The organism is Streptomyces sp. NPDC001450, from assembly GCF_053597295.1.
Genome location: NZ_JBSFHY010000007.1, coordinates 175355 through 200967, shown reverse-complemented (window position 1 = coordinate 200967; position 25613 = coordinate 175355). Strand labels below are relative to the sequence as shown.

The window sequence follows — 25613 nt, the reverse complement described above, 5'->3', positions numbered from 1 at the left end:
GTTCCAGGGGAGTTGGGGGGAGCGGAGAATGCGGGAACGGGACGATCCGGAGGTCGTCGGCCGGCGCGTGCAGCAACTGCGCACCGAGCGGGGTCTGACCCAGCGCCAGTTGGCCGAACCGGCGTACACGCCCGCCTACATCTCCACCCTGGAGGCGGGCCGGGTCCGCGCCTCCGACGAGGCGCTCGGGCACATCGCGGACCGCCTCGGCGTCACCCTCGAGGAGCTGGCCGTCGGCCGGCCCGCCCGCCTCGCCACCGCCCTCCGGCTGCGGCTCACCGAGGCGCAGCGCACCCTCGCCGACGGCAAGGCGGAGGAGGCGGCCGGCCAGTACGCCGTGCTGCTCGCCGAGGCGGAGACGCACGGCCTGGCCGCCGAGCAGGCGACCGCTCTGCTGGGACTCGGCGAATCCGCCCTGGAGACGGGCGAACTGGCCCGGGCCCGTGACCACTTCGAGCGAGCCGAGCAGGCTCTCGCGGAGGAGGCCCTCCCCAGCCGTGTCCCGGCCGTCCGCGGCCGCGCGATCGCCCACTACCTCGCCGGCGAACTCCGCTACGCCGTCTACCTCCTGGAATCCACCCTCGACGAACTCAACCGCGGCGGCCTGCACGACCCCGACGCCCTGCTGCTCCTCTACGCCAGCGCCATCGGCCCCTACATGGACATGGGCGCCCACGCCCGCGCCGCCCAGGCCGCCGAGTTCGCGCTGGCCCTGGCCCCGCAGGCCGCGGACCCGGCGCTGATCGCCCGGATGCACCGCTCGGTCGCCCGCACCCTGCTCGCCGAGGGCCGGGTCGCCGAGGCCGACGCCTCCCTCGCCAAGGCGGCCGAGCTGTACCGCCAGCTCCAGCTGCGCACCGAACTCGCCAACTGCCACTGGATGCGCGGCTACGTCAGCGCCCAGAACGGCGACCTGGACCGGGCCGAGGCCGAGCTGCGCCAGGCCCTCGCCATGCTCGCCCAGACCCGGGCCGCCCTCTACCGCAGCCAGGCCGCCGTGGAACTCGCCGACGTCCTGCACCGGCGCGGCAAGTCGACCGAGGCCGCCGACCTGCTCAACGGCGTCCTCGGCGACCTCTCCTCCGAACGCGGCGCAGTCCACGCAGCCGCCGCGCACCGCCTCCTCGGCATCATCGCCGAGGACGCCCGCGACACCGAGGCCGCCGAGGAGCACTACGTCCGCGCCCTCAGTCTCCTGGAACGGGCCGGAGCGGCCGGCGACCTGGCCGACCTGTGCCGCCTCCTGGGCGACCTGCTGCGCCGCACCGGCCGCGTGGAGGCGGCCCTGGACGCCTATCGCACGGGCCTCGGCCACCGCACGGCGCCGGGTACCACGACCCTCGGCCCGGCGCCCGCGCAGCCGCCCCTGTGACCTTCCGCCCTCACCTGCGCACAGGTGTCACCGACTTGGGAGTGAGCACGTCCGACTGGATCCCGGTGGCCAGCTCCCCGGCCGAGGTCGGGAGGTGGGCCGGTCGCGCCGGGTGCCCCTGCGCGGCCGGATGCTCGGCGAACAGGGCGGTGGTGAGGGCGAGCCGGCCGGTGTACGCCGACTGCCACAGCGTCCGGGTGCCGGGGCCCGTGCCCGCACCGCCGGTGTACGTCGGCAGCCCGCCCGTGCCGGCGTACTTGGCCGCCGCCGCGGCCATGACGGCGCCCATGACCCGGTGCCGGTCCGGGTGGGCCGTGTACACGGTGTCGCCGCCCCGGGTGATCCGCTCCACCGTGTACGGCGTCGCGTAGGTGCCGTCGGCTGCCGCGGCCGCGTACGCCGAGGCCACGGTCAGCGGTGTCGGTGCCGCGGTGCGCGCGAGCCTGGACAGCGGCGCGCCGAGCGGCAGGCCGCTGAAGGGCCGCAGTGCCGTACCGGCCTCGACCGCGCCCGACAGGGCGTCGTTGAAGGGCTGGTGGGCGTAGTCCGTACCGCCGTACAGCACGCGGACCGCGCCGTCGCCGGGGACCATGGCGATCACGGCCGCGTGCAGCTTCGTGCCCTTGGGCAGGCCCGCGGACTGCTGGCGCACGCGCTCCGACACCGCGTACTGCGTGCTCAGGTCGAAGGTCGTACGGACCGTGTAGCCGCCGCGCGCAAGCTGGTCCTGCGTGATGCCGAGCCGGCGGGCGGCCTCGGTGGCGGCCGCGTCGATCAGGTACTGGCGCTGGCCGTCCGTGCCGCCGGGCGGATAGAAGCGGAAGGCCGGGAAGGCGGCCGAGGAGCGCTGCGCGGCCGTGACGCTGCCCGAGGAGCGCATCGCGTCCAGGACCCAGCGCCAGCGCTTCTGCAGGGTCGCGGTGACCTTCGCGTCCGAGCCCGCCCGTTCGTAGTACGTCGGCCGGTTGATGATGGCCGCGAGCGCCGCGCCCTGCGACACCGTGAGGTCCTTGGCGTCCACGCCGAAGTAGTTCCGCGCCGCCGACTCGATGCCCGCCGCGCCCCGGCCGAAGTACACGGTGTTGAGGTAGCCCTCCAGGATCGCGTCCTTGGAGCGGGTGCGGTCCAGCTTGACGGCGATCAGCGCCTCACGGGCCTTGCGGGTCAGGGACTGCTCGGGGCTCAGCAGGGCGTTCTTCACGTACTGCTGGGTGATCGTCGAACCGCCCTGGCGTTCCCCGCCGGAGAGTGTGGCCACGGCCGCGCGCACGATCGCGCTGGGCGAGACGCCCGAGTCCGTGCGGAAGGAACGGTTCTCGGCGGCGATCACCGCGTCCTGGACGTGCCGCGGCACCTGCGCGAGGGACACGTCCTGCCGGTCCACCGGCCCGCGCCGGCCCAGATACTCCCCCTCCGCGTCCAGGAAGACCGTGCTCTGGCTCACCGTCTCCGGGTGCGGGTCGGGGACGGCCGTGAGCAGGTACGCCACCCACACCGTGCCGACCAGCGCGAGGCACAGCGCGAGCAGCGCCCCGAGGATGCGCCGGACCCAGCGGCCCCGGCGGCGGCGCAGATGCTTGAGGAGACGTTTCACCGGCCCACCCCGCCCCGCGCCAGGACCTTGCCGCCGGCGTCGTAGACCGTGACCCGGGTCTGCATCAACTCCTGCTTGTCGGACGGGAGTCGGGGGGTCGCGTACCAGACGTCCCAGCCCGGGGTCCCCGCCAGTGTGAGCACGGTCCCGGCGGTCCTGCCGGAGGGCAGCCGCACCTCGACGCGGGCGGCCGGTCCGCCGCCGCGGTGGACGCCGGACAGCAGCAGCCCGCTCCGGCCGGTCACCTCCAGCCGGAGGGTGACGGTCGGGGGTTCCGCGGAGAGCCCCGAGACCGGCAGGGACTCGCCCCCGCCCTGGGGCGACGACCAGTGCGCGCCGTCCTTCGTCAGCCACAACTCCTCGCCGGACAGCGGCCGTACGTGCTCACCGGCGGCCACCACCCGCACGGTCCCGGCGGCCACGGACCGTCCGGGCGTCACGGGACCCGAGCCGGACACACCCGCCAGCCGCCCGCCGACGTAGCCGAGCGGGCCGAGCACCAGCAGACAGCAGGTCAGCACCGCCGTGATCCGGCGCCGGCGGCGCCGCGCCCGGCCCTCGCGCTCGATGGCGGCGAGCGGGACGGGCGTGCGGGGCGCCGCGTCGCGGGCGACGGCGAAGGCCTCGCCCAACTCGTCGGCCACGGGCTGTGGTTGCCTGTGTTTCATGCCGCCCCCAGGGCCTTCAGCCCCCGTCGTTCGTACGACTTCACCGCACCGACCGACCAGCCGAGCATCTCGGCGATCTCCAGCCGGCCCAGGTCCTCGCCCAGGCGCAGGACCAGCACCACCCGCTGGCGCGCGGGCAGGGCGGCGAGGGCGCCGGCGAGCGGGGCCTGCGGCGCGGGTCCCGTGCGGCGCGGACGGCGGCCGGGAAGGTGTCCGAGAAGGTGTCCGAGATGGCGGCGCACCAGCAGCCGGCGTACGTAGAAGTCGGTGTCGTTGCCCGGGATGCGCCGCCAGCGGGCGTACGCGTCGGACAGGGCGGTGCGCGCCAGGGCGTCGGCCTCGGCCGGATCGCCGGTCAGCAGATGGGCCGTGCGCAGCAGACGCGGCCAGGCCACGGCGGCGTAACTGCCGAACTCGGTCCGGCGGCCGGAGCGAGCGGCGCGATGACGGGTTCGGCGGCCGGCTCTGGTCGTCATCGGGTTCCCCCTGCGATGTGTTTCGATGTGCGGCGTACGGGACCTGTACGCACCGCGAAGCGGTCCGGGTTGCACGGCGCTACGGGGAAGTTGGGGCACGAGTGGCAGGGGGTGGCATGACCGAGGACGAGTTCGACGCGTTCTACGCCGCCGCGTTCCCCCGTCTGACCGGCCAGCTCTACGCCTTCACCGGGGATCACGGCGAGGCGCAGGACGTCGTGCAGGAGGCGTTCGTACGGGCCTGGGACCGGCGGCGCGACTTCCTCGCGGACGGGGCGCCCGAGGCGTGGGTCAGGACCGTCGCGATGCGGCTCGCCGTCAGCCGGTGGCGGCGCGCCCGGCGCTGGCTGGAACTGGTGCGGCGCACCCCGCCGCCGGAGTCCGTGCCCGGACCCGACCCCGAGCACGCCGCGCTCGTCTCCGCGCTGCGCACCCTGCCCGAGGCCCAGCGGATGGCCGTCGTCCTGCATCACCTGTGCGACCTGAGCGTGGAGCAAGTAGCCTCGGAAACCGGCGCCCCGGTGGGGACGGTCAAGGCCCGTCTGTCCCGTGGCCGCGCGGCACTGGCCCGGGTGCTGGCCCCGGGCGAGGGGGAGAGGGAGGGCGACCGTGTCCGATGACCGCGACCACGACGCCGACCTCCGCCCCGAACTCTGCGGTGCGCTGCGGACGTTGGCCGAGGAGCACCAGTTTCCGCCGCCCGTCGCCGGTGCCGAGATCCGCCGTCTCGCCGCACGCCGGGGCCGTCGCCGGCGTACGACCGTCGTCCTCGCCGGGGTCGCCGCAGCGGCGGCCCTCGCCGGCACGCTGACCGTCGGCCTCGGCCACGACTCCGACTCCGGCCGCCGCACCACTCCGGCCGCCAGTCCCCGCCTGCGGACCAGCCCGGCACCCGCACCGACCCCGACTCCGGCCGCCGCCGACGCCGTCGTCGACCTCACCGGGATGACGATGACCGTCGACGGGCGGATCATGCCCATCTCCTCCGGCGTGCCCGAACTGCCCACGGCCACCGGCCGGTTCACTGTCGTCGCCAAGTCCCTGAAGCGGGAGATGGAGATCGGGAGCGGCGATGGCAACGGCAGTGGCGCGGCGATGCCGAGCGTTCCGTGGGTGATCGAGCTGCGCTCCGCCGACCGGAGGAAGACCACGGCCGTCGTCGCCCTCACCTACGACCTGAAGGCCCCCGGCACCTACGCGTCCACGGGCGGCTGGATCGGCCTGCCCGAGGCCGACGCGAAGTGGGTGTACACACGGCTGGACAAGGGCGCGGTGGTGCTGGTGACGGGACGGGCGCCGACGCTGCGGGCCTCCACGCCGACGCCCTAGCGGGGTCAGACCTGGGCCCGGCCCTGCTTGCGTACGTCCGCCAGGCGGAGTGCGCCGATCTGGACGGCCAGCTGTGTCGCGTCGTTCGGTACGTCGCCCAGGCCGGCGTTGGTGAGGGCGAAGGCGTCCTCGCCGACGCGGACGGCGGCCAGGTCCATCGTCAGGAAGACGTCCTCGTTGTCGGCCGTCGTGGTGGCGACGGTGACGTGCAGGCCCTGGCGCACGTCCCCGACCTCCGGCAGCGGGGCGTCCTGGACCTGGACGTCCTCGACCAGGCCGTTCTCCGTGGTGGCCGTGAAGCGGGCGCACTGGACCGGCATCGTCTGCAGCCACTTCAGCGCGGCGTCGACGTCCGACGGGCGGCGGGCGGCGATCTGGTAGCGGAGCTGGGCGGCGGTGTCGTCGTCGTCGAGGCCCACGGCGACCCGGGCGGGTGCGCCGAGGAGTTCGTCGGAGTAGAGGGCGTCGAGCAGGCCCTGGCACTCCCCGGCCGTGGTGGTCGCCTTCAGCAGGCCGTCCCGCCAGGTGGCCGCCCCGCGCGTCGCGGACCAGGGGGCGCCGAGGTCGGTCTCCGTGATGAGCGCGGCCCGGGCCTGGTCGTCGGTGAGCGTGGATCCGTCGGCCCGGGCCGAGGGCTTGGCCGAGGGAGAGGGCTTGTCGACGGTGGGGAGGGGCTGGTGCGCGGACGGCGGGCGTTCCAGGCCGAGGGCCGCGCAGCCGGTGAGGGTGAGAAGGCCGGTGGCGAGGGCGGCGAGAGGGAGGGCGTGGGTGCGTATGGCGGCGGTCATCTGGGGTGCCTCCCTGACGGGGCAGGTGGGGGTGGAGGTGCCTGCTCTCACGGCACCATCGCCGCGACCCGCTCACCAGCGCTCCGGGCCGTCCGGGTGAGGGCGGGAAAAGCCGTCCGGGTGAGCGGCGGGGAGGGCCCGGGGAAAATCGGTGGCCGTGCGGCCGGGGCCGCCGTTACGGTCGCCTCATGAAGCGCGCCCAGCCGTGTCCGCAGAGCACGACGACGCCGGAGACCGTCCCGGCGCGCTGACACCTGACCCAGTCCGAAGCCCCGGGGCGAACGCCCTGGGGCTTCGGCATGTACCGGGGTGTTCGCCTCCCGCACCGAGGAGCACCCGATGACCGATCCGATCGGCGACCGCGTCCCCGACCACCGTCGCCTCGGCCGTGAACTCGGCCTGTTCGACACCGACCCGCTGATGGGCGCGGGCCTGCCCTACTGGCTCCCGGACGGGGCCGTCGTACGGCACACCCTGGAGGAGTACATCCGGGAGGCGGAACGCGCCGCCGGCTACCGGCACGTGTACTCGCCCGCGCTCGGCAAGCGCGAGCTGTACGAGACCTCCGGGCACTGGGACCACTACAGCGACGACATGTACCCGCCGATGAACCTGGGCGCGGAGGAGGTCGTCCTGCGCCCCAGCCTCTGCCCCCACCACGCCCTGATCTACCGCTCCCGCTCGCACAGCTACCGCGAACTGCCCCTGCGCATCGCCGAGCTGGGCACCATGTACCGCGCCGAACTGTCCGGCGTCCTCGGCGGCCTGACCCGCGTGCGCGCCATCCAGCTCAACGACGCCCACATCTTCTGCACCCTCGACCAGGCCGTCGAGGAGGCCCGCGCCGCGCTGGAGCTGATCGCCCGCGCCTACGCCGACCTCGGCATCGGGGCCGTACGCCACCGTCTCTCGCTGCCCGGCGAGGGCGGCAAGTACGTCGCCGACCCGGAGCTGTGGCAGCGGGCCACCGCGCTGCTGAAGGAGGTGCTGGCCGGGTCCGGCGTGGCGTACGAGGAGGCGGAGGGCGAGGCCGCCTTCTACGGCCCCAAGATCGACGTGCAGATCGCGGACCCGGCCGGCCGCGAGTCCACCCTGTCCACCGTGCAGATCGACTTCCACCAGCCCGCCCGCTTCGACCTGCACTACATCGGCGCCGACGGCGCGAGGCACCGGCCGGTGATGGTGCACCGCAGCATCATCGGCAGCGTGGAGCGGGCCGTGGCCCACCTCATCGAGGCGCACGGCGGGGCCTTCCCGGCCTGGCTGGCCCCCGTGCAGCTGGCCGTGCTGCCGGTCGCGGAGGAGCAGGTGGAGCGGGCGGCCGCGGTGGTCCGGGAGGCGGCCGCGCTGGGCCTGCGCGCCGAACTCGCCGCTCCCGAACAGGGCACCCTCGGCGCCCGCGTCCGCGCGGCCCGCCTGGTCCCGTACCAGGCGGTGATCGGCGACCGGGAGGCCGACGCGGGCCTCGCGGCCCTGCGCCTGCGGGACGGCCGCCGCCCCGGTGCGCTCCCGGTGCCCGAGTTGCTACGGCGCATCGCCGACCGGGTGGCGGCGAAGGGCACCGCACTCTGGTCCTGACCTAGTGTCGGTACGACGGAAGGAGTCCGACGTGACCGGTCAGCCCATCCCCGTGATCATCGACTGCGACACCGGGGTCGACGACGCCCTGGCCCTGCTGTTCGCCGTACGCCACCCGGGCCTGGACCTCAGGGCGGTGACCTGTGTGGCCGGGAACACCGACGTCGACGGGGTGGTCCGCAACACCCTGACCGTGCTGGAGGAGGCGGGCGCACCCGACATCCCGGTGGCGCGGGGCGCCGAGCGCCCGCTGATCGAGCCGGCCCGCTCGGCGCGGCACGTGCACGGCGTGGACGGCATGGGCGACCTCGGCCTCCCCGCGCCCGGACGCGGCAGCGCCGCCGTGGACGCCGTGACCCTCCTGTACCGCGAGATCCTGGCCTCCCCGACCCCGGTCACCCTGATCCCGACCGCACCGCTCACCAACATCGCGCTCCTGCTGCGCACTCACCCGGAGGTGACCCGGAACATCGAGCGGATCGTGTTCATGGGCGGCGCGGTCGCCACCGGGAACGCCACGCCGGTCGCCGAGTTCAACGTCTGGCACGACCCGGAGGCGGCGGCGGTCCTGCTCACCGCCGGGGTGCCGATCACCATGTACGGGCTCGACGTGTTCACCCAGGTCGTCGTACCGGGCACGGACGTACGGCGGCTGCGGGAGAGCAGGGAACGGGGCACCCGGCTGGCCGGCGAGCTGCTGGCCCACCGCCCGTCCGCACCCGAACCCGACGGCGACGACCCGGCCGGCGGCCTCGGTGACGCGGGCGCGGTGTGCGCGGTCGCGGACCCGGCCGGCATCACCACCCGCCTGCTGCCCGTCGAGGTCTCCCTGGCCCCCGGCCCGGCCCGCGGCCAGACGATCGTCGACCGCCGCCCCCGCCCCGGCGAGTCCGAGATCCACGGCGGCGCCCGCGAACAGGCCCTGGTGGACGTGGCGTTGGCGGTGGACGTGGAGCGGTACGTGAAGCTGTACCTGGAGACGGTGGAGCGAACCTAGTGCGCCCCGGCAGGCAACGTTTGCCCGTCAAGGAGCGGCGTCCGGTGCGTGCTCTCGGCGTGCCGGCCGGAAGTCCTCGTACTGGACGTACTTGGGCTTTCGGCCGGTGCGGCGAGAGTGCGTGCCGGGCGTCGCGACGGGGCGAACGTTGCCTGTCGGGGCACTAGAAGAGGGTGCCCACTTCCGGCGCGTCCAGCTCCTCCAGCAGCTCCGGGCCGTTGTTGCGGACGTTGCTGACGGCCGTGGCGACCGGGTAGGCGCGCATCAGGCCGGGCGGGGGCGGGGCGAGCAGCTCGCGCAGGTCGTCCGGGTCGGTGCGGGCCGGGTCCAGCCAGGCGTCCCAGCGGTCCGGGGTGAGCATCAGCGGCATCCGCGGGTGGATCTCGGCGAGGGTGTGCGGGCCCTCGGCGGGGGCGACGGCCAGCGGGGTCTGCTCCGCATCCGTGGTGATCACCGAGCAGGTGACCCACCAGGCCTGCGGGTGGTCGTCGGGCAGGGTCCGGTCCCGCCAGAACTCGTACAGCCCGGCCATCGCGAACACCGAGCCGTCGGCGGGCAGCACGAAGTACGGCTGCTTGCGAGGCCGCTTCTTCCTCCCCTCGACCTCCAGCTCCCGCTCGTCCTTGCCGGTGACCCACTCGTAGTAGCCGTCGGCGGGCAGGATGCAGCGCCGGGCGGCGAAGGCGCGGCGGTAGGCCGGCTTCTCGTGCACGGTCTCCGCGCGCGCGTTGATCATCCGGGCGCCGCCCTCGGGCGTCTTGGCCCAGGAGGGCACCAGTCCCCACTTGAGCCTGCGCAGCTGCCGAACCGGCCGAGGCTCGGACGCGTCTTTCAGGGGACGGTCCAGGACGGCGTAGACCTCCTTGGTCGGAGCCACGTTGTAGTCCGGCTCCAAGGTCTCCTCGGGCGCCCACTTCTCGATCTCAAAGATTCCTGCGAGATCCTCGGGCCTACGACTGGATGCATACCGTCCGCACATACGTGCCACACTGCCAGGCCCACCCGCCACCCGACCACCACCCCCGACGACGGCGCTTCGCGCCGACCCCCATCGATGTCGACGACAGGGAGCCACCGCCAGACATGGACAGCCTCGCCGCCACCGCGCTGCCCGACCTCTGGGACCGGCTCACCGGCACCCAGCCCGACCCCGACCTGTGGGTGGTGCTCGCCACCCTCGTCGCCGCCCTCGCCGTCGTCGTCCCGCACTCCCTGTGGCGGCTCTCGCGCAACGCCATCACCATCGCGCACGAGGGCGGCCACGGGCTGGTGGCCCTGCTCACGGGCCGGCAGCTCACGGGCATACGCCTGCACTCCGACACCAGCGGCCTCACCGTCAGCCGCGGCAAGCCGTACGGCCTCGGCATGATCCTCACGGCGGCCGCGGGCTACACGGCCCCCTCGCTGCTGGGCCTCGGCGGCGCCGCGCTGCTGGCCGCGGGCCACATCACGCTGCTGCTGTGGGTGGCGACCGCGCTGCTCGTGGTGATGCTGGTGATGATCCGCAACGCCTACGGGGTCCTGACCGTGGTCCTCGCCGGAGGCGCGTTCCTGCTGGTGTCGTGGCTGGCGGGACCGCAGGTGCAGGCGGCGTTCGCGTACGCGGTGGTGTGGTTCCTCCTCTTCGGGGGCGTACGACCGCCCTTCGAGCTGCAGGCGAAGCGGGCCCGGGGAGGTGCGGGGGACTCGGACGCGGACCAGCTGTCGCGGCTGACGCACGTACCGGCGGGGTTGTGGCTGTTCCTGTTCCACGCGGTGTCGCTGTGCTCGCTCATCGGTGGGGGCCGCTGGCTGCTGGAAGGTTGATGCCGGGCCCTCCTTATAAAGTGGCCCCATGGCCCCGAACACCGCCCACCCCGCCCTCTGGCCCGCCCCGCACGCGAGCGGAGCCGTCGACGCGACGGTCCACGTGCCCGGGTCCAAGTCGGTCACCAACCGCGCCCTCGTGCTCGCCGCCCTGGCTTCCGAGCCCGGCTGGCTGCGCCGCCCGCTGCGCTCCCGCGACACGCTGCTGATGGCCGGTGCCCTGCGGGCCATGGGCGTGGAGATCGAGGAGGGGGTGGGCCCGGACGGTTCCGGTGAGGCCTGGCGGGTGCTGCCCACGGGCCTGCGCGGTCCGGCCACCGTCGACGTCGGCAACGCCGGCACGGTGATGCGCTTCCTGCCGCCCGTGGCCGCGCTGGCCGACGGTCCCGTCCGGTTCGACGGGGACCCGCGGTCGTACGAGCGTCCCCTGAACGGCGTGATCGACGCGCTGCGCGTGCTCGGCGCCCGGATCGACGACGACGGCCGGGGCGCGCTGCCGCTGACCGTGCACGGCAGCGGGGCCCTGGACGGCGGCCCGGTGTCGATCGACGCCTCCTCGTCCTCCCAGTTCGTCTCGGCGCTGCTGTTGTCCGGCCCGCGCTTCAACCAGGGTGTCGAGGTCCGCCACACCGGCGCGTCCCTGCCCTCCATGCCGCACATCCGGATGACCGTGGACATGCTGCGCGCGGTCGGCGCCCAGGTGGACACCCCGGAGTCGGGCGGCGAGCCGAACGTGTGGCGGGTGACGCCGGGCGCGCTGCTCGGCCGGGACCTGACGATCGAGCCGGACCTGTCGAACGCCCAGCCGTTCCTGGCGGCGGCCCTGGTCACCGGCGGCAAGGTGCTGATCCCGGACTGGCCGGCCCGCACCACGCAGCCGGGTGACCGGCTGCGGGAGATCTTCACCGAAATGGGCGGTTCCTGCGAACTGACCGAGTACGGGCTGGAGTTCACCGGCTCGGGCGCGGTCCACGGCATCGACGTCGACCTGGGCGACGTGGGCGAGCTGACCCCGGGCATCGCGGCGGTCGCGGCCCTCGCGGACTCCCCCTCCACCCTGCGTGGCGTGGCCCATCTGCGGCTGCACGAGACGGACCGGCTGGCCGCGCTCACCAAGGAGATCAACGAACTCGGCGGCGACGTCACCGAGACGGCCGACGGCCTGCACATCCGCCCGCGCCCGCTGCACGGCGGCACCTTCCACACCTACGAGGACCACCGCATGGCGACAGCCGGTGCGATCATCGGCCTGGCGGTCGAGGGCGTGCAGATCGAGAACGTGGCGACGACGGCGAAGACCCTGCCCGACTTCCCCGACCTGTGGGCCGGGATGCTGGGGAACTGACGGGCGGACTGGAACCATGCGCCGCTACGGCAAGCACACCGACGAGGACGACATCCGCAGCCGCCCGAACCGCAAGGGCAACCGGCCGCGCACGAACATCCGGCCCAAGCACGAGGACGCGGCCGAGGGCATGGTCCTCACCGTCGACCGGGGCCGGCTGACCTGTCTGGTCGAGGACCGTCCGGTCATGGCCATGAAGGCCCGCGAACTGGGCCGCAAGGCGGCCGTGGTGGGCGACCGGGTGGCCCTGGTCGGCGACCTGTCCGGCCAGAAGGACACGCTCGCGCGGATCGTGCGCATCGAGGAGCGCACCTCGCTGCTGCGTCGTACGGCCGATGACGACGACCCCTACGAGCGCGTGGTCGTCGCCAACGCGGACCAGCTGGCCATCGTCACGGCCCTGGCGGACCCTGAACCCCGCCCCCGACTGATCGACCGCTGTCTGGTCGCGGCCTACGACGGTGGTCTGGAACCGCTGCTGGTGATGACCAAGTCGGACCTGGCCCCGCCGGACAAGCTGCTGGAGCTGTACGGCCACCTCGACATCCCCTACGTCGTCACCAGTCGCGAGGAGCTGGAGAACGGCGACGCGGCGGACCGGGTGCGCGAGTACCTGAACGGCAAGACCACCGCCTTCGTGGGCCACTCGGGCGTCGGCAAGACGACCCTGGTCAACGCGCTGGTCCCGAAGGACCGCCGCCGTACGACGGGACACGTCAACGTGGTCACCGGCCGCGGCCGGCACACCACCACCTCGGCGCTGGCGCTGCCCCTGACCAGTACGGACGGCTGGGTCATCGACACCCCGGGCGTGCGCTCCTTCGGCCTCGCGCACATCGACCCGTCCCGGGTGATCCACGCCTTCCCCGACCTGGAACCGGGCACCGAGGGCTGCCCGCGCGCGTGCAGCCACGACGAGCCTGACTGCGCGCTGGACGCGTGGGTCGAGGAGGGCCACGCGGACCCGGCACGGCTGTTCTCCCTGCGCCGGCTGCTGGCCACGCGGGAGCGTCGGGAAGGCGACTGAGCATCGCGTTGTTTGCCGGGGTGCCGGGACGGTAAGTGCATACTCGCACCGAGCCGGACCGCCGGACCTACGGGAGGACAGCACATGGCGTGGCTGCTGGTCATCGTGGCCGGGCTTCTGGAGACCGGCTTCGCCGTGTGCCTCAAGCTCTCCCACGGCTTCACCCGCCTGTGGCCGACGGTCGCGTTCGCCAGCTTCGCGCTGGGCAGCTTCGGCCTGCTGACCCTCTCCCTGAGGAAGCTCGACGTCGGCCCCGCGTACGCCGTGTGGACCGGGATCGGCGCGGCCGGCACCGCGATCTACGGCATGGTCTTCCTCGGCGACCTGGTGTCGACCCTGAAGATCGTCTCGATCACCCTGGTGATCGTCGGCGTGATCGGGCTGCAGCTGTCGGGGTCGGCGCACTAGACCTTTCCGGCCCGATCCGCCGGACAGCCCCTGGGCCCTACGACCTGCTCCGCCGCTCAGACCCTAGCCGACGCGCTGCCGGACCAGGGCGCTGCGCACCAGCTCGGCCACTCCTCCCTCACCCGGCGGGGCCGCGACGCACGACAGGGCGACCCGTACGGCCAGCTCGCAGGACCGGACCAGCTCGGCGGTGTCCGCCGTGGCCGCGGCGGGACCGGTCAGCACCGTCACCGCCCGGTCCCGCACGATCTGCACGAAGTCGCGGGGCGAGGGCAGCGGTCCGTCCGCCCGGCGCTGCGCGGGTACGGCGGAGGAGGACGGCACGGCGGACAGGGTCGGCGTGGGCAGACGCTCGCTCCAGCAGCCGGTGAGCATGGCCTGTACCAGCGCGTTGTCCCGGGCGGCCGACGCCATCCACTCGGCGGTGGCGGTCAGCCGGTCCCGCGGGTCGGTGTGCGCGGCGAGGGCCCGCTCCACTCCGGCGAGATATCCGTCGGCCTCCCGCCGCACCAGCGCCCTGGCCAGCCCTTCCTTGCTCCCGAACTCGTTGTACAGCGTCTGCCGGGACACCCCGGCCGCCGCTGCCACGTCGACCATCCGCACCGCGGACCACGGCCGACGCCCGAGCGCCGTATAGGCGGCGTCCAGTAGCGATTCCCGGGCTGCAGGCATCATCGCCTCCCTGGGGCGAGCAGCTCTGCGCCCAGATTTGACGCGCATACATGCACTGTCAAGGGTTCGCGGTGGTGCGGAGGGGCGCTCCGGGTGACCGATGCATCTGCCGGCCCTTACGCAGCACGCCCCCGCGCACTCCTGCCCCCAGGCCCCCTATGGCCCCGTATCCCCTCGCCAGATACCGTTCCTCACATGCCGGACTACCTCGACGACCTCCGCCTCGCCCACGTCCTCGCGGACGCGGCCGACGCCGCCACCATGGCCCGCTTCAAGGCCCTCGACCTGAAGGTGGAGACGAAGCCGGACATGACCCCGGTGAGCGAAGCGGACAAGGCGGCGGAAGAGCTCATCCGCGGCCAGCTCCAGCGCGCCCGCCCCCGGGACGCGATCCTCGGCGAGGAGTACGGCATCGAGGGCACCGGCCCCCGCCGCTGGGTGATCGACCCGATCGACGGCACCAAGAACTACGTCCGCGGCGTCCCCGTCTGGGCCACCCTCATCTCCCTGATGGAAGCGGGCGAGGGCGGCTACCAGCCCGTCGTCGGCGTCGTCTCCGCCCCCGCCCTCGGCCGCCGCTGGTGGGCCGCGAAGGGGCACGGCGCCTTCACCGGCCGCAGCCTGTCCGCCGCGACCCGTATCCACGTCTCCCGCGTCGGCAAGCTCTCGGACGCCTCCTTCGCGTACTCCTCGCTCTCCGGCTGGGAGGAGCAGGGCCGCCTGAACGGCTTCCTCGACCTCACCCGCGAGGTGTGGCGCACGCGCGCGTACGGCGACTTCTGGCCCTACATGATGGTCGCCGAGGGCTCGGTCGACATCTGCGCCGAACCGGAGCTGTCCCTGTGGGACATGGCCGCCAACGCGATCGTCGTCACCGAGGCCGGCGGCACCTTCACCGGTCTCGACGGCCGCCCGGGCCCGCACAGCGGCAACGCGGCAGCGTCCAACGGTCTGCTGCACGACGAGTTGCTGGGGTATCTCAACCAGCGCTACTGAGCAAGGAGAGAAGCCCGCGCACGCCCTCAACTGGCCACGCGCGCCCTCTTGTTGACCCACCCTTTACCTGGCACTCTGAGGCCACCCCCACTTGTGAACTTGTGCAGTGCTCAATAGGCGCCTCCGGCGCCGGGCCCGAACCAACGGCCAGGTTCCGCGAGTCCGGGGACTCCCATAGGAGGTGGCCCGTCCCATGCTCGTCCGTGACGCCATGAGCACCGTGGTCCTCACCCTCGGCCCCAACCACACACTTCGCCAGGCAGCCGCCCTGATGTCCGCCCGTCGTGTCGGCGCCGCCGTGGTCCTCGATCCCGACGCCGGCGGCATCGGGATCATCACCGAACGCGACATCCTCAACTCCGTGGGCCTCGGACAGAGCCCGGACACGGAACTCATCCACGCCCACACCACCAACGACGTGGTCTTCGCGGCCCCGGCCTGGACCCTGGAGGAGGCGGCCCGCGCCATGGCGCACGGCGGCTTCCGGCATCTGGTCGTCCTCGACCGCGGCGAGCCCGCCGGCATCGTCTCGGTCCGCGACATCATCCGCTGCTGGGCACCGGCACGGCAGCAGGTGCCCGCATGAGACTCCGATATTGGACTTAGTCCAATTCGAACAGCATTCCAAAGTCACACCAGTTCAGAATCTGGTCTCGATGCCGTTACACTGGTCTCCATGAGCGACCTTCTGGAGCGGCTGCGCGGACGCGGATGGCGGATGACCGCGCAGCGTCGCGTCGTGGCCGAGGTTCTCGACGGCGAGCATGTCCATCTGACGGCCGACGAGGTCCACGCGCGGGCCGTCGCGAAGCTGCCGGAGATCTCCCGGGCGACCGTCTACAACACGCTGGGTGAGCTGGTCTCCCTCGGCGAGGTGCTCGAGGTCTCCACCGACAAGCGCGCCAAGCGGTACGACCCGAACGCGCACCGGCCGCACCACCACCTGGTCTGCGCCCAGTGCGGCGCGATCCGTGACGTGCACCCGACGGGCAACCCGCTCGCCGACCTCCCCGACACGGAGCGCTTCGGCTTCACGGTGTCGGACGTCGAGGTGACGTACCGGGGGCTGTGCCCGACCTGCGCGGGCGCGTGACACGAGGGGGGCGCAAGCCCCCCTTTTTTTCTTGCTCATGAACACTCGCCCGTGACTCGCTCGTGCATACACGCTGACGGCCAGACGTTCATGAACACACCTGAGGCCGGAATCCATCTCTGGATTCCGGCCCCAGGCCTTCAGTAGCGGGGACAGGATTTGAACCTGCGACCTCTGGGTTATGAGCCCAGCGAGCTACCGAGCTGCTCCACCCCGCGTCGGTGAACACGACACTACGTGAGGGCAGCCCGCTGAAGCAAATCGATTAGGGGCGAGTGGCCAGGGTCACGCGGAGAGCTCCTCGCGCAGCGCATCCCGCAGCCGCCCTGCCCGCTCGGCGACCTCCGCGGGCCCGAGCGCCACCGCGCGGTCGGCCCACTTCTGTCCCTCGGCCAGTTCCCCGCGACGCGCGTAGACGAGAGCCAGCCGGAGCGCCGCCCGCCCGTGCCCCGCGTCGGCGGCCCGCGTCCACCACACGGCCGCCTCCGGCTCGCTGCCCTCCCGGGCCAGCAGCAGCCCCAGATTGAACGCCCCGTTGCGCGACCCGGCCTCCGCCGCCGCCCGGTACCACCGCGCCGCCTCGACCACGTCACCCCGGGCCGCCGCGAGCATGCCCACCCGCACCTGCGCCCGCCGGTGCCCCTGGGAGGCCGCCCGCTCGTACCACTCCTCGCACTCGGTCTTCTCGTGCACGATCTCGCCCAGCTCGTGCGCCGGCTCCGGCGGCCGCCGCGCGTCCAGCACGGTGGCCAGCCGGTACGCCGCTTCGGCGCTGCCGCCGCCGGCCGCGCACCGCAGATGCCGCTCGGCCTCCTGCTCGTCGCCCTCGCGCAGCAATGCGATCCCGACCTGCAGTGCGGCCTCGGTGTGCCCGGCGGCGGCCGCCCGCTCGTACCAGCGCAGAGCGACCTGCTCCTCACCCCGCCCGGCGTGCAGGATCCCCAGGTTGAACGCGGCGTCCACGCTCCCGGCCTCGGCCGCCTTGGAGAACCACGGCTCGGCCCCGCTCGTGTCGCCGCCCTGGAGCAGCAGGATGGCCAGCGCGTTCGCCGCCTCCCGGTGCCCGGCGTAGGCGGCCCGCCGGTACCACTGCTCGGCCTGCGCGGTCCGCCCCTGCTCTGCGCAGAGCAGCCCGAGGTTGTACGCCCCGTTGTCGTCCCCGGCGTCCAGCGCCGCCCGGTACCAGCGCTCGGCGGTCTGCGTCTCCCCGCGCTCGGCGTGCAGCGCACCCAGCGCGTTGGCCGCGTTGCCGTCGCCGTCCTGCGCGGCCCTGAGCCACCACACGGCCGCGCTCTCGGTGTCCCCGGCGTCCCGCAGCAGGAACCCGAGCGCGCAGGCGGCGCGCGCTTCCCCGTCCTTGGCGGAGGTCAGGTACCAGCGCCCGGCCTCCTTCAGCTCCCCGCGCTTCTCCAGGATCGCCCCGAGGTGCAGCGCGGCCCGCCGGTGGCCGCGCGCGGCGGCCTGCCGGTACCACTGCTCGACCTCTTCGACAGCGTTGTCAGCTCCGCCCTCGTCCTCGTGCGCGACCTTGCGGTCGAGCGCGCGTGCGAGCCGGTAGGCGGCCTCGCGGTGCCCGCGCTCGGCGGCGGCCCGCAGCCACTGCTCGCAGCCGGCGTCCCCGCGGTGCTCCAGCAGGTCGGCGAGCGCGTACGCACCCAGCACATGGCCCTGCTCCGCGGACTGGCGCAGCCAGTACTCGGCGGCGGGTTCGTCCCCGCGCTCACGGTGGTACCGGCCGAGCGCGTGCGCGGCGGCGGCCGAGCCGGCGACGGCGGCGATCCGCCACCAGCCGGCGGCCTCCTCGGGGTAGCCGCGCTGGTGCAGGAGGACACCGAGATTGTTGGCGGCGGCCCGGTCCCCGGCCGCGGTGGCGGCACGCAGCTGAGGCTCGGCTCCGTCGAGATCGCCGCGGCGCAGCAGCAAGGACCCGAGGACGCTCATCGCCTCGGTGTCGCCGGTCTCCGCGGCAAGCCGGAGGCGTACCTCCTCGGCGGCTTCCCCCATGTCGCCCATCTCGTCCCGCGTCGGCTCCTCACTCGAAGGCTGCACAAATCGCCCTGTCTCGAACAGATTTGCCTTGTCCCCCATAACGTCCATCGTCGCACCACCTGCAACCTGGGTACACCCGGTATACCGCAGCCCGTGAGGTCACTTCAGCGTTTTGTCGACATGCCCACAGAGAGATAAGTCAAACACAGGTCGCCCAACTCCCCACGGCGGCGCGGCCGTCCCTCCCGTCTGCACATGAGTTCGCACACCACGAAGGCCCGGATCCCTCAGGATCCGGGCCTTCGACTTCAGTAGCGGGGACAGGATTTGAACCTGCGACCTCTGGGTTATGAGCCCAGCGAGCTACCGAGCTGCTCCACCCCGCGCCGTTGCCTGGCAACCGTACCACGGCGCGGAGTGGTCTTGATCAACTGTTGTTCTTGTCGGCTGTCTTGTCAGTTGTCTTGTCGGTTGTCTTGTCGGCCTTGGACTGTGCCTCCTCGGCCCGTTTCAGCGCGTCCTGCAGGTCCTTCTGCGCCTTGGCGTACGCGTCCCAGTCCGGCCCCTCCTTCAGGGCCTGCTGCCCGGCGGCGAAGGCCTTCTGCGCGTCTTCCAGCGCCTGCTTCACCGTCGGGTTGCCGGCACCGGGCGGGTTGGTGGTGCCGGTACCGGGTGGCGTCGACCCCTTCACTCCGAACACCTTGTTGAGCGCCTCGTCCAGGGTGTCCTCGAAGGCGGTCTTGCCCTCGTAGGTGACCAACACCTTGCGCAGCAAGGGGTACTTGAGTTCACCGCCACGTACGTAGACGGGCTCCGCGTACAGCAGGCCCCCGTCCAGCGGCACGGTCAGCAGGTTGCCGTACTCGACCTTGGAGTGGCCTCTGCTCAGCAGGCTGATGGTTTCGGCGATGTCGGCCTGGGAGTTGAACTGGCTCTGGACCTGCTTGGGCCCGTCGACGGTCGTGCTCGTCGGCAGTTTCAGGACTCTGATCTTGCCGTAGTCATCGGCCCGCGGATCGGAGTCGACGGACATGAATGCGCTGAGGTTGTCCCGCCCGTTCGGCGTGAACGTCGTCGTCAGCGAGAACGCCTGCGCGCTCTGGTCCGGCATCTTCATGCTCAGGTAGTACGGCGGCACCGCGCTGCCGGAGTCGTTGGTCGGGTCGTCCGGGACCTCCCACACCTCGCTGCCGCTGAGGAAGGTCTGCGCGTCCGTCACGTGGTAGCGGCTGAGCAGCTCGCGCTGGACCTTGAACAGGTCCTGCGGGTAACGCAGATGGGCCATCAGGTCGGCGGAGATGTCCGCGCGCGGCTTCACCGTGCCCGGGAAGGCCTTCATCCAGGTCTTCAGCACCGGGTCCTTGGTGTCCCACTGGTAGAGCGTGACCTCGCCGGTGTACGCGTCGACGGTCGCCTTCACCGAGTTGCGGATGTAGTTGACCTGGTTCTGCTGGGCCACCACCGCACGGGAGTTGTTCGTCGCGGTCAGCGAGTCGGCCGTCGTGTCACCGAGGGTCGTACGGGAGGCGTACGGGTATCCGTTCGTCGTCGTGTACGCGTCCACGATCCACTGGATGCGGTGGTTCACCACGGCCGGGTAGGCGTCGCCGTCGATGGTCAGCCAGGGGGCGACGGCCTCGACGCGGTCCTTGGGCGTGCGGTTGTACAGGATCCGCGAGCCCTTGCCGATAGCGCCGGAGTAGAGGATCTGCGGCTCGTTGAACGCCACCGCGTACGCGGCCCGGTTGATCGGGTTGTCGAGGTTGACCCCGCTCTTGCCGGTGTAGCTGGTGGTCTTCGCACCCTGGTCGTCGGAGTAGTCGATCTCCTTCTGGGGACCGCCGACGATCGAGTACGTGGAGGTCTTCTCTCCGTAGTAGATGCGCTGCTCGTACGTCCCCAGGTCACCCTCGGAGGGCAGGTTCTTCTCCGTGAAGACCGGGCGGCCCCTCGAGTCGGCCTCGGTGCCCTTGGCGGCGACCACGCCGTAGCCGTGCGTGTAACGGAAGTGGTCGTTGATCCAGTTGTTCTTCGGGATGCCGTCCAGGTTCAGTTCGCGCAGACCGATGACGGTGTCCTGGTCCTTGCCGTCCTTGGCGTACCGGTCGACGTCGAGGTTGGTCGGGAAGCCGTAGTAGTTCCAGATCTGCTGCAGCTGCTGGAACGTCGGCGAGACGACGTTCGGGTCCATGATGCGGATGCTGGCCGTGTCGTCGACCTGGTCGCGCAGCTTGGTCTTGTCCGTGGTGGTGGACCTGCCCGGGTACTCGGTGACCTTGGCGTCGTCGATGCCGTACGCCTCACGGGTCGCCTTGAGGTTCTTCTGGACGTACGGGGCTTCCTTGGCCTGCTCGTTGGGCTGCACCTGGAACTTCTGCACGATGGCCGGGTACAGGCCGCCGATCAGGATCGCGGAGAGCACCATCAGGCCGAAGCCGATGACCGGCAGCTGCCAGGTGCGCCGCCACAGGGTGGCGAAGAACAGCAGCGCGCAGATGACGGCGATGCAGAACAGGATCGTCTTGGCCGGCAGATAGGCGTTGGCGTCGACGTAGCGCAGACCGGTCCAGTTGCCGGTCGCCTTGAAGTCACTGGACTTGACGGCCAGGCCGTACCGGTCGAGCCAGTAGGCGACCGCCTTCAGCGCCACGAAGAGGCCGAGGAGCACCGACAGATGCCCGGTCGCGGCGGCGGTGGCGCGCGCGCCCGGGCTGGTGACGCGCAGCCCGCCGTACAGGTAGTGGGTGAGCGCGGCGGCGATCAGGCAGAGGATCGCGGTGGCGAAGCCGAAGCCGAGCAGGAACCGGTACCAGGGCAGATCGAAGGCGTAGAAGGAGACGTCGAGGTGGAACTGCGGGTCCTTCTGGTGGAAGGGCACGCCGTTGACCCACATCAGCCAGGTGCGCCACTGGCTGGATGCCGAGGCACCGGCGATCAGGCCGACGAGGGAGGTGACGGCGAGCAGCATCCACGTCTTGTACGGCGCGATGCCCATCCGGTAGCGGTCCAGGCTCTGCTGTTCCATGGACATGGCGCTCAGCGGGGGCCGCAGCCGGTGCGCGAGCCAGATGTTGAAGCCCACGGCGAGAGCCATCAGCAGACCGAAGACGAAGAACAGCCCGATCTTGGTCGACAGGGTGGTGGTGAACACGGACGAGTAGTGCACCGACCGGTACCACAGCCAGTCCGTCCAGAAGCCCGCGAACATGGTGAACGCCATGCCGAGGACGGACAGGACGCCCAGGGTCGTGAGCAGGGTCCGGGCGCGCCGGGACGGGCGGCCCGCTCTGATCCGCGGCCCCGTCGGGCCTCCGCCGCGGTCCGGCATCTGGAAAGCCAAGGTGCGCACCTCGAAGTTCGCTGTCGATCCGTCAGGCCCTCGTGTTCGCGGGCCCTCCGTGGCCCCCCGTGATCGCGGGCCCACACCTATGCAACTTACTCACGGTTTACTCGGTTCCCGATTCCGGCCGGTAACGAGGCAGGATTGTGACCATGTCCAACACTCCCATGGCAGCGAGCCCGCTCACCCGGGCCGTACTCGAGATCGACGAGTACGCCTCCGGCCTCGGCTGGGACCAGCCCGCTCGCCTCTTCGCCCTCGTAGACACCGCACGGCTGCGGGCTCAGGAACCCTCGCTCGCCGCCCAGCTCGGCCTGGAGGACGAGTCCGAGACCACTGGTCTCACCCCGATCGAGCAGGACGAGGTCCCGACGGACAAGCCGCTCGACGAGTTCCTCGGCACCATCGCCTGGCCGGACGCGGTGGTCGGCTGCGCGCTGACGGTGGAGCGCCTGATGCTGCCTCCGTCGGCCGAGGCCCAGGTCCCGCAGGGCCTGAGCGAGGCCAAGCTGGCCAAGTGGGTGGCGGACCACCCCGAGCGCCAGGAGGTCCGCATGACGGTCGCGGTGCTGCGCGACGGCAGCCGCGACTCGGCGCTGCGCCTGCGCGAGAAGGACTCCGCGACGGAGGTTCTGACGGGCCCGGACCTGGTGCCGGGCCTGGCGGAGGCCCTGTCGACCACGTTCGCGGACTGACGTCCTCTTCCAGCAGGTCTTGTACGGCTTCCAGCAGGTCTTGTACGGCGCTGGGGGCGCCCCTTGTCGCAAGGGGCGCCCCCAGCCGTGTACCGGGGTCGGCTCGTCAGCCCTTGGCGGTGCACTTCGGCAGGTCGGCGGTGTCGCCGCTGCGGATGTCCTTCAGCGCGTCGAGCGCGTCGCCGATGGTCTTGACCTTGACCAGGGTGAGCCCGCTCGGGGTGTCCTTGGCGGCGTCCGCGCAGTTGTCGGCGGGCGTCAGGAAGTACTGGGCGCCCTTGCTGCGCGCGCCGACGGTCTTCATCTCGATGCCGCCGATCGGCCCGACCGTGCCGTTGTCGTCGATGGTCCCGGTGCCGGCGACGAACTTGCCGCCGGTGAGGCTGCCGGGGGTGAGCTTGTCGTAGACGCCGAGCGCGAACATCAGTCCGGCGCTGGGCCCGCCGACGTCGGCGAGCTTGATGTCGATGGTGAACGGGAAGGTGTGGTCGGTCCCGGCGGAGATCCCGACGATGGCCCGCTTGACGCCGCTGTCGGCGGAGGTCGCCGTCCTGATCGTCACGTCCTGCGTCCTGGTCGCCGTCTTGCGCTCCTTCTCGGCGGCGGCCTGCTCCTTGGCGGGGACGACGGTGAAGACCACGTCCTGCCCCGGCTTGTGCTTGGTGACGAGCTTGGCGACGTCGGAGGGCTGCTTCACCGCGGTACCGTCCACGGCCTTGATCACATCACCGGCGTGCAGCCTGCCCTCGGCCGGGGAGCCCTTGACGACGGTGGAGACGATCACCCAGGACTTCACCGGGACGCCCAGTTCCTTCAGGGCGGAGACCTTGGCGCTCTCCTGGGACTGGCTGAACTCCTCGGCGTTCTCCTGAGTGGACTGCTGCTCCGTCTTGCCGTCCGGGTAGAGCGTGTCGTGCGGCACGATCTTGGTGTCGTGCGCCAGCCAGCCGTAGACGGCCTCCACCAGGTTCATCCGGAAGTCGGCGCTGGTGACCCGGACGGTGGTCATGTTCAGATGCCCGTTCGTCGGGTAGGTCTTGTGCCCCTCGATCTGCAGCACCGGCTCGCCTTCGTGCTCCCCGAGCGTGTTCACGGTCGGCCCCGGGGACATCTCCGAGTACGGCACGGGGATGAGTACTCCCGCGCACAGGAGCGCGATCAGCATCAGGGTGGAGGCGAGCATCGTCGCGGTGCGGCGTGGCATGCCACGACAGTACGGGACGCCCCTGTCAGCGCACCGTCAGGGCACCCCCGTCAGGCGCCGCGCGCACCCGAGCGGGGCTTCTCCATGGCCTCACGGAAGCGCGCGTACCCGTCCAGTTCGGGTCCGTCGCTGCGGGCCTTCCGGGTCCGGTTGGCCCAGCTGCCCCACAGACCGGCGCCGACCGCAGCCACAAGCGGAATCAGCAACCAGGCAAGCGCCGCCATGCCGACCTCCCAACCCCATGAGCGTCCGCGACTGACTGATCAGCAGATTAACCATCCGCACTGACAACGCTCACGCCAGGGGGGTGGTTACGCAACCGGAGGGGGTGGTGGGCCGAACGTGAACACGGGTGCGGCTGGTGTCAGCAGGCGCCGACCCACTCCTCGGTGCCGTCGGAGAACTTCTGGTGCTTCCAGATGGGCACTTCGTGCTTGAGGTCGTCGATCAGCTTGCGGCACGCCTCAAAGGCCTCGCCCCGGTGGGGGCACGACACACCCACGACGACGGCGAGGTCCCCGACGCCGAGGTCGCCCACCCGGTGTACGGCGGCCAGCGCGCGCACAGGGTACTCGGCGACGACCTTCTCGGCGATCCGCCGCATCTCGGCCTCGGCGCTGGGATGGCAGGAGTACCCGAGCGCGTCGACGTCGGCACCCCCGTCGTGGTTCCGCACGGTCCCCACGAACAGCGCGACGCCGCCGGCGGCGTCGTCACCGACGGCCCGGAACACCTCGTCCACGGACAGTGCGGTCTCCCGGATGCCGATCAACTTGATGGGGTCCTGAGCCGCCTGCTCACCGGGGTGATCGTTCGTAGCTGCCATGGGTCCATCGTGCCGCATGCCCCCGACAACCAGGAATACAACTTTCACCAGGCACACGCGCGTGCTGCTTTGGAGCCTCCTACAGAGGCTTGTCATCAGCCGGCCGGGGCGGTGTCACCGCCACTTCTCGGCAGAGCCCCTTGCCTCACCGCCGCCGAGCCTTGCGAGCCCGCCGAACCACAGCGGCAGCGCCCAGCAGAGCCACCGTCGCCCCAGCCGCCCCCGCAGCCGTCGCGTCCTTCCGCCCCAGCCGGCGCCCGGCGACCGTATGCCGCCCGGAAACCTCCTCCAGCAGCTCCGCGAGCACTTCCTCGTTGGTCCACCCCGGCCGCCACCCGGCATCGTGCAGCCGGCTCCCGCTGACCACCCAGGGATACATCGTGTACGCCAGATCCCCCGCCGGAGACGGAGTGAGCCCGATCCGGTGCAGCCGGGCCGCCGCGCCGAGCGCGACCGCCGACGGCAGCTCCATCCGCCGGATCCCGCTGAGCTCCTCCACCTCCTCCTGCTCCAGCCACCCGTCACAGCCGACCGCCAGCTCCCCGTCGACCTTCTCCAGGACGGCGTACTCCAGAGCGCTGCAAAGGTCCTCGACGTGACAGAACTGCCACGCGGGCCGCGACCCGGCGACGACCAGCAGCCGTGGCGACTCGAAGTACCTCGTCAGCGCGGTGTCCGTACCCCCGACCAGCACGGCGGGCCGTACCACGGTCACGTTCAGCCCCGGATGCGCTCGCGGAGCGCGCCGCGCCAGCCGCTCGACCTCCAGCAGATCCCCGACCCCGGTCGCCTCGGCCGTGGCCCGCAGCTCGGCGTCCTCCGACAGCGGCAGCTCGTTGTCCGGCAGCGCCCCGTACACCATCGCGGACGTGCACAGCACCACCCGGTGCACCCCGGCCGCCGCGGCGGCGGTCAGCACGGTCTGCGTCCCCCGGACGTTGTAAGCGGTGCGGGCGGCCGGGTCGCTGCCGAGGTCCAGGTCGAGCGCCAGATGCACCACCACGTCCGCGCCGCGCAGCTTGTCGGCGATCGACGGATCGCGCACGTCGAGGATGTGCCACTGCGCGGCCGCGCACTCGCCGCGCCGCTCGTCGATGGCGATGACCTGTTTGATCTCCTCGGACGCGGCGAGCCGCTCGGTGAGCAGGGCGCCCACCCCGTCGGCGGCGCCGGTGACCGCGACGACGGGTCCGCGCACGGCGGGCGGGGTTGAGGGGTTTCGCGCTGCGCGAACCTGCGGATCTGGGGAACTCACCTGGCGTCTCCAGAGGTTGTCTTCAGTACGGGCGCGACTGACACGCCCGTACCAGGTGTATCCATCCTGCCGCAGGCCTTCTGTGGACGAAGCACCGAGGCTCGATCGGGTCCGGGTGTCTACGCTGGGTGGTGATGTCGGGCAGCCGCGCCGCC

General features: G+C 72.1%; 25 protein-coding genes and 2 tRNA genes. 13 read left to right on the top strand and 14 right to left on the bottom strand.

Annotated features, from left to right (window positions below; translation table 11 throughout):
• The first annotated feature begins 28 nt into the window (after positions 1–28).
• On the top strand, positions 29–1372 hold the full coding sequence (locus ACWC5O_RS10110) for a helix-turn-helix domain-containing protein (protein ID WP_450581214.1): 1344 nt from the start codon (positions 29–31) through the stop codon (positions 1370–1372).
• Positions 1373–1382: 10 nt separating this feature from the next.
• Here the strand turns inward: ACWC5O_RS10110 and ACWC5O_RS10105 are convergent, their stop codons facing one another.
• Genes ACWC5O_RS10105 through ACWC5O_RS10095 form a run of 3 tightly spaced genes read right to left on the bottom strand, consistent with a single transcriptional unit; the run spans position 1383 to position 4110 of the window.
• Positions 1383–2966, bottom strand: a complete 1584-nt coding sequence (locus tag ACWC5O_RS10105; RefSeq protein ID WP_450581213.1) for a transglycosylase domain-containing protein — start codon at positions 2964–2966, stop codon at positions 1383–1385.
• Positions 2963–3610, bottom strand: a complete 648-nt coding sequence (locus ACWC5O_RS10100) for a hypothetical protein (protein ID WP_450581212.1) — start codon at positions 3608–3610, stop codon at positions 2963–2965. The genes ACWC5O_RS10105 and ACWC5O_RS10100 overlap by 4 nt, the downstream gene beginning before the upstream one ends.
• 20 nt (positions 3611–3630) lie before the next feature.
• Entirely contained in the window at positions 3631–4110 is a 480-nt protein-coding gene (locus tag ACWC5O_RS10095) for a sigma factor-like helix-turn-helix DNA-binding protein (protein ID WP_450581211.1), read from the bottom strand.
• 116 nt (positions 4111–4226) lie between these two features.
• Between ACWC5O_RS10095 and ACWC5O_RS10090 the strand changes: the two genes are divergently transcribed.
• Entirely contained in the window at positions 4227–4730 is a 504-nt protein-coding gene (locus ACWC5O_RS10090) for a SigE family RNA polymerase sigma factor (RefSeq protein ID WP_386572827.1), read from the top strand.
• Positions 4720–5439, top strand: coding sequence for a L,D-transpeptidase (locus ACWC5O_RS10085; protein WP_450581210.1), 720 nt, complete (start codon positions 4720–4722; stop codon positions 5437–5439). Before ACWC5O_RS10090 ends, ACWC5O_RS10085 begins: the two co-directional genes overlap by 11 nt.
• 5 nt (positions 5440–5444) lie before the next feature.
• Here the strand turns inward: ACWC5O_RS10085 and ACWC5O_RS10080 are convergent, their stop codons facing one another.
• Positions 5445–6227, bottom strand: a complete 783-nt coding sequence (locus ACWC5O_RS10080) for a hypothetical protein (protein WP_450581209.1) — start codon at positions 6225–6227, stop codon at positions 5445–5447.
• 339 nt (positions 6228–6566) lie between these two features.
• On the opposite strand from ACWC5O_RS10080, the gene thrS reads away from it, so the two are divergent.
• On the top strand, positions 6567–7805 hold the full coding sequence (gene thrS / locus ACWC5O_RS10075) for a threonine--tRNA ligase (protein ID WP_450581208.1): 1239 nt from the start codon (positions 6567–6569) through the stop codon (positions 7803–7805).
• Positions 7806–7836: 31 nt separating this feature from the next.
• The gene (locus ACWC5O_RS10070; protein WP_450581207.1) at positions 7837–8802 is read left to right on the top strand and encodes a nucleoside hydrolase; all 966 of its coding nucleotides are present in this window, start codon (positions 7837–7839) and stop codon (positions 8800–8802) included.
• Between the two features lie 163 nt (positions 8803–8965).
• Here ACWC5O_RS10070 and ACWC5O_RS10065 read toward each other — a convergent pair whose 3' ends face one another.
• Positions 8966–9781, bottom strand: coding sequence for an SOS response-associated peptidase (locus tag ACWC5O_RS10065; RefSeq protein ID WP_450580942.1), 816 nt, complete (start codon positions 9779–9781; stop codon positions 8966–8968).
• Between the two features lie 104 nt (positions 9782–9885).
• Here ACWC5O_RS10065 and ACWC5O_RS10060 point away from each other — a divergent pair, with 104 nt between their 5' ends.
• The 4 genes from ACWC5O_RS10060 to ACWC5O_RS10045 all read left to right on the top strand — a co-directional run bounded on the left by ACWC5O_RS10060 (position 9886) and on the right by ACWC5O_RS10045 (position 13388).
• On the top strand, positions 9886–10608 hold the full coding sequence (locus tag ACWC5O_RS10060) for a M50 family metallopeptidase (RefSeq protein WP_450580943.1): 723 nt from the start codon (positions 9886–9888) through the stop codon (positions 10606–10608).
• Positions 10609–10636: 28 nt separating this feature from the next.
• The gene (gene aroA, locus ACWC5O_RS10055; RefSeq protein WP_450580944.1) at positions 10637–11953 is read left to right on the top strand and encodes a 3-phosphoshikimate 1-carboxyvinyltransferase; all 1317 of its coding nucleotides are present in this window, start codon (positions 10637–10639) and stop codon (positions 11951–11953) included.
• Between the two features lie 16 nt (positions 11954–11969).
• Complete coding sequence (rsgA, locus tag ACWC5O_RS10050) at positions 11970–12980, top strand: ribosome small subunit-dependent GTPase A (protein ID WP_450580945.1); 1011 nt, start codon at positions 11970–11972, stop codon at positions 12978–12980.
• 84 nt (positions 12981–13064) lie between these two features.
• A complete protein-coding gene (locus ACWC5O_RS10045; RefSeq protein ID WP_450580946.1) occupies positions 13065–13388 on the top strand; it encodes a DMT family transporter in 324 nt (107 codons plus the stop codon).
• A gap of 63 nt (positions 13389–13451) precedes the next feature.
• On the opposite strand, the gene ACWC5O_RS10040 is transcribed toward ACWC5O_RS10045, so the two are convergent.
• Positions 13452–14063, bottom strand: a complete 612-nt coding sequence (locus tag ACWC5O_RS10040) for a TetR/AcrR family transcriptional regulator (RefSeq protein WP_450580947.1) — start codon at positions 14061–14063, stop codon at positions 13452–13454.
• 192 nt (positions 14064–14255) lie between these two features.
• On the opposite strand from ACWC5O_RS10040, the gene hisN reads away from it, so the two are divergent.
• The 3 genes from hisN (at position 14256) to ACWC5O_RS10025 (ending at position 16149) form a co-directional block, all read left to right on the top strand.
• Entirely contained in the window at positions 14256–15056 is an 801-nt protein-coding gene (gene hisN, locus ACWC5O_RS10035; RefSeq protein WP_450580948.1) for a histidinol-phosphatase, read from the top strand.
• 193 nt (positions 15057–15249) lie between these two features.
• Positions 15250–15642, top strand: coding sequence for a CBS domain-containing protein (locus tag ACWC5O_RS10030; protein WP_450580949.1), 393 nt, complete (start codon positions 15250–15252; stop codon positions 15640–15642).
• A 90-nt stretch (positions 15643–15732) separates the two neighbouring features.
• A complete protein-coding gene (locus ACWC5O_RS10025; protein WP_450580950.1) occupies positions 15733–16149 on the top strand; it encodes a Fur family transcriptional regulator in 417 nt (138 codons plus the stop codon).
• Between the two features lie 144 nt (positions 16150–16293).
• Here the strand turns inward: ACWC5O_RS10025 and ACWC5O_RS10020 are convergent.
• The 4 genes from ACWC5O_RS10020 to ACWC5O_RS10005 all read right to left on the bottom strand — a co-directional run bounded on the left by ACWC5O_RS10020 (position 16294) and on the right by ACWC5O_RS10005 (position 21466).
• Positions 16294–16367 (bottom strand) — tRNA-Met (locus ACWC5O_RS10020).
• 67 nt (positions 16368–16434) lie between these two features.
• The gene (locus ACWC5O_RS10015; RefSeq protein WP_450580951.1) at positions 16435–18246 is read right to left on the bottom strand and encodes a tetratricopeptide repeat protein; all 1812 of its coding nucleotides are present in this window, start codon (positions 18244–18246) and stop codon (positions 16435–16437) included.
• Positions 18247–18450: 204 nt separating this feature from the next.
• Positions 18451–18524 (bottom strand) — tRNA-Met (locus ACWC5O_RS10010).
• Between the two features lie 41 nt (positions 18525–18565).
• A complete protein-coding gene (locus ACWC5O_RS10005) occupies positions 18566–21466 on the bottom strand; it encodes a UPF0182 family membrane protein (protein WP_450581103.1) in 2901 nt (966 codons plus the stop codon).
• A 164-nt stretch (positions 21467–21630) separates the two neighbouring features.
• On the opposite strand from ACWC5O_RS10005, the gene ACWC5O_RS10000 reads away from it, so the two are divergent.
• Positions 21631–22173, top strand: coding sequence for a PPA1309 family protein (locus tag ACWC5O_RS10000; protein WP_450580952.1), 543 nt, complete (start codon positions 21631–21633; stop codon positions 22171–22173).
• A 106-nt stretch (positions 22174–22279) separates the two neighbouring features.
• On the opposite strand, the gene ACWC5O_RS09995 is transcribed toward ACWC5O_RS10000, so the two are convergent.
• From ACWC5O_RS09995 to ACWC5O_RS09980, 4 genes are all read right to left on the bottom strand, one after another.
• Positions 22280–23377 (bottom strand): YlbL family protein, encoded by a 1098-nt coding sequence (locus ACWC5O_RS09995; RefSeq protein ID WP_450580953.1) that lies wholly within the window; start codon positions 23375–23377, stop codon positions 22280–22282.
• Between the two features lie 50 nt (positions 23378–23427).
• A complete protein-coding gene (locus tag ACWC5O_RS09990; RefSeq protein ID WP_167444129.1) occupies positions 23428–23601 on the bottom strand; it encodes a hypothetical protein in 174 nt (57 codons plus the stop codon).
• A 140-nt stretch (positions 23602–23741) separates the two neighbouring features.
• Positions 23742–24203 (bottom strand): molybdenum cofactor biosynthesis protein MoaE, encoded by a 462-nt coding sequence (locus ACWC5O_RS09985; protein WP_450580954.1) that lies wholly within the window; start codon positions 24201–24203, stop codon positions 23742–23744.
• Positions 24204–24348: 145 nt separating this feature from the next.
• Positions 24349–25458: an SDR family oxidoreductase gene (locus ACWC5O_RS09980; RefSeq protein WP_450580955.1), complete on the bottom strand. Its 1110-nt coding sequence runs from the start codon at positions 25456–25458 to the stop codon at positions 24349–24351.
• Positions 25459–25613 lie beyond the last annotated feature (155 nt).

What these genes read in the sequence shown, in the direction of transcription:
- ACWC5O_RS10045 (WP_450580946.1), top strand. Translation starts at nt 13,065, where the DNA reads ATGGCGTGGCTGCTGGTCATCGTGGCCGGGCTTCTGGAGACCGGCTTC.
- ACWC5O_RS10065 (WP_450580942.1), bottom strand. Translation starts at nt 9,781, where the DNA reads ATGTGCGGACGGTATGCATCCAGTCGTAGGCCCGAGGATCTCGCAGGA.
- ACWC5O_RS10090 (WP_386572827.1), top strand. Translation starts at nt 4,227, where the DNA reads ATGACCGAGGACGAGTTCGACGCGTTCTACGCCGCCGCGTTCCCCCGT.
- ACWC5O_RS10030 (WP_450580949.1), top strand. Translation starts at nt 15,250, where the DNA reads ATGCTCGTCCGTGACGCCATGAGCACCGTGGTCCTCACCCTCGGCCCC.
- ACWC5O_RS09990 (WP_167444129.1), bottom strand. Translation starts at nt 23,601, where the DNA reads ATGGCGGCGCTTGCCTGGTTGCTGATTCCGCTTGTGGCTGCGGTCGGC.
- ACWC5O_RS10110 (WP_450581214.1), top strand. Translation starts at nt 29, where the DNA reads ATGCGGGAACGGGACGATCCGGAGGTCGTCGGCCGGCGCGTGCAGCAA.
- ACWC5O_RS09985 (WP_450580954.1), bottom strand. Translation starts at nt 24,203, where the DNA reads ATGGCAGCTACGAACGATCACCCCGGTGAGCAGGCGGCTCAGGACCCC.
- thrS (WP_450581208.1), top strand. Translation starts at nt 6,567, where the DNA reads ATGACCGATCCGATCGGCGACCGCGTCCCCGACCACCGTCGCCTCGGC.
- aroA (WP_450580944.1), top strand. Translation starts at nt 10,637, where the DNA reads ATGGCCCCGAACACCGCCCACCCCGCCCTCTGGCCCGCCCCGCACGCG.
- rsgA (WP_450580945.1), top strand. Translation starts at nt 11,970, where the DNA reads ATGCGCCGCTACGGCAAGCACACCGACGAGGACGACATCCGCAGCCGC.
- ACWC5O_RS10005 (WP_450581103.1), bottom strand. Translation starts at nt 21,466, where the DNA reads ATGCCGGACCGCGGCGGAGGCCCGACGGGGCCGCGGATCAGAGCGGGC.
- ACWC5O_RS10025 (WP_450580950.1), top strand. Translation starts at nt 15,733, where the DNA reads ATGAGCGACCTTCTGGAGCGGCTGCGCGGACGCGGATGGCGGATGACC.
- ACWC5O_RS10000 (WP_450580952.1), top strand. Translation starts at nt 21,631, where the DNA reads ATGTCCAACACTCCCATGGCAGCGAGCCCGCTCACCCGGGCCGTACTC.
- ACWC5O_RS10015 (WP_450580951.1), bottom strand. Translation starts at nt 18,246, where the DNA reads ATGGACGTTATGGGGGACAAGGCAAATCTGTTCGAGACAGGGCGATTT.
- ACWC5O_RS09995 (WP_450580953.1), bottom strand. Translation starts at nt 23,377, where the DNA reads ATGCCACGCCGCACCGCGACGATGCTCGCCTCCACCCTGATGCTGATC.
- hisN (WP_450580948.1), top strand. Translation starts at nt 14,256, where the DNA reads ATGCCGGACTACCTCGACGACCTCCGCCTCGCCCACGTCCTCGCGGAC.
- ACWC5O_RS10095 (WP_450581211.1), bottom strand. Translation starts at nt 4,110, where the DNA reads ATGACGACCAGAGCCGGCCGCCGAACCCGTCATCGCGCCGCTCGCTCC.
- ACWC5O_RS10080 (WP_450581209.1), bottom strand. Translation starts at nt 6,227, where the DNA reads ATGACCGCCGCCATACGCACCCACGCCCTCCCTCTCGCCGCCCTCGCC.
- ACWC5O_RS10040 (WP_450580947.1), bottom strand. Translation starts at nt 14,063, where the DNA reads ATGATGCCTGCAGCCCGGGAATCGCTACTGGACGCCGCCTATACGGCG.
- ACWC5O_RS10060 (WP_450580943.1), top strand. Translation starts at nt 9,886, where the DNA reads ATGGACAGCCTCGCCGCCACCGCGCTGCCCGACCTCTGGGACCGGCTC.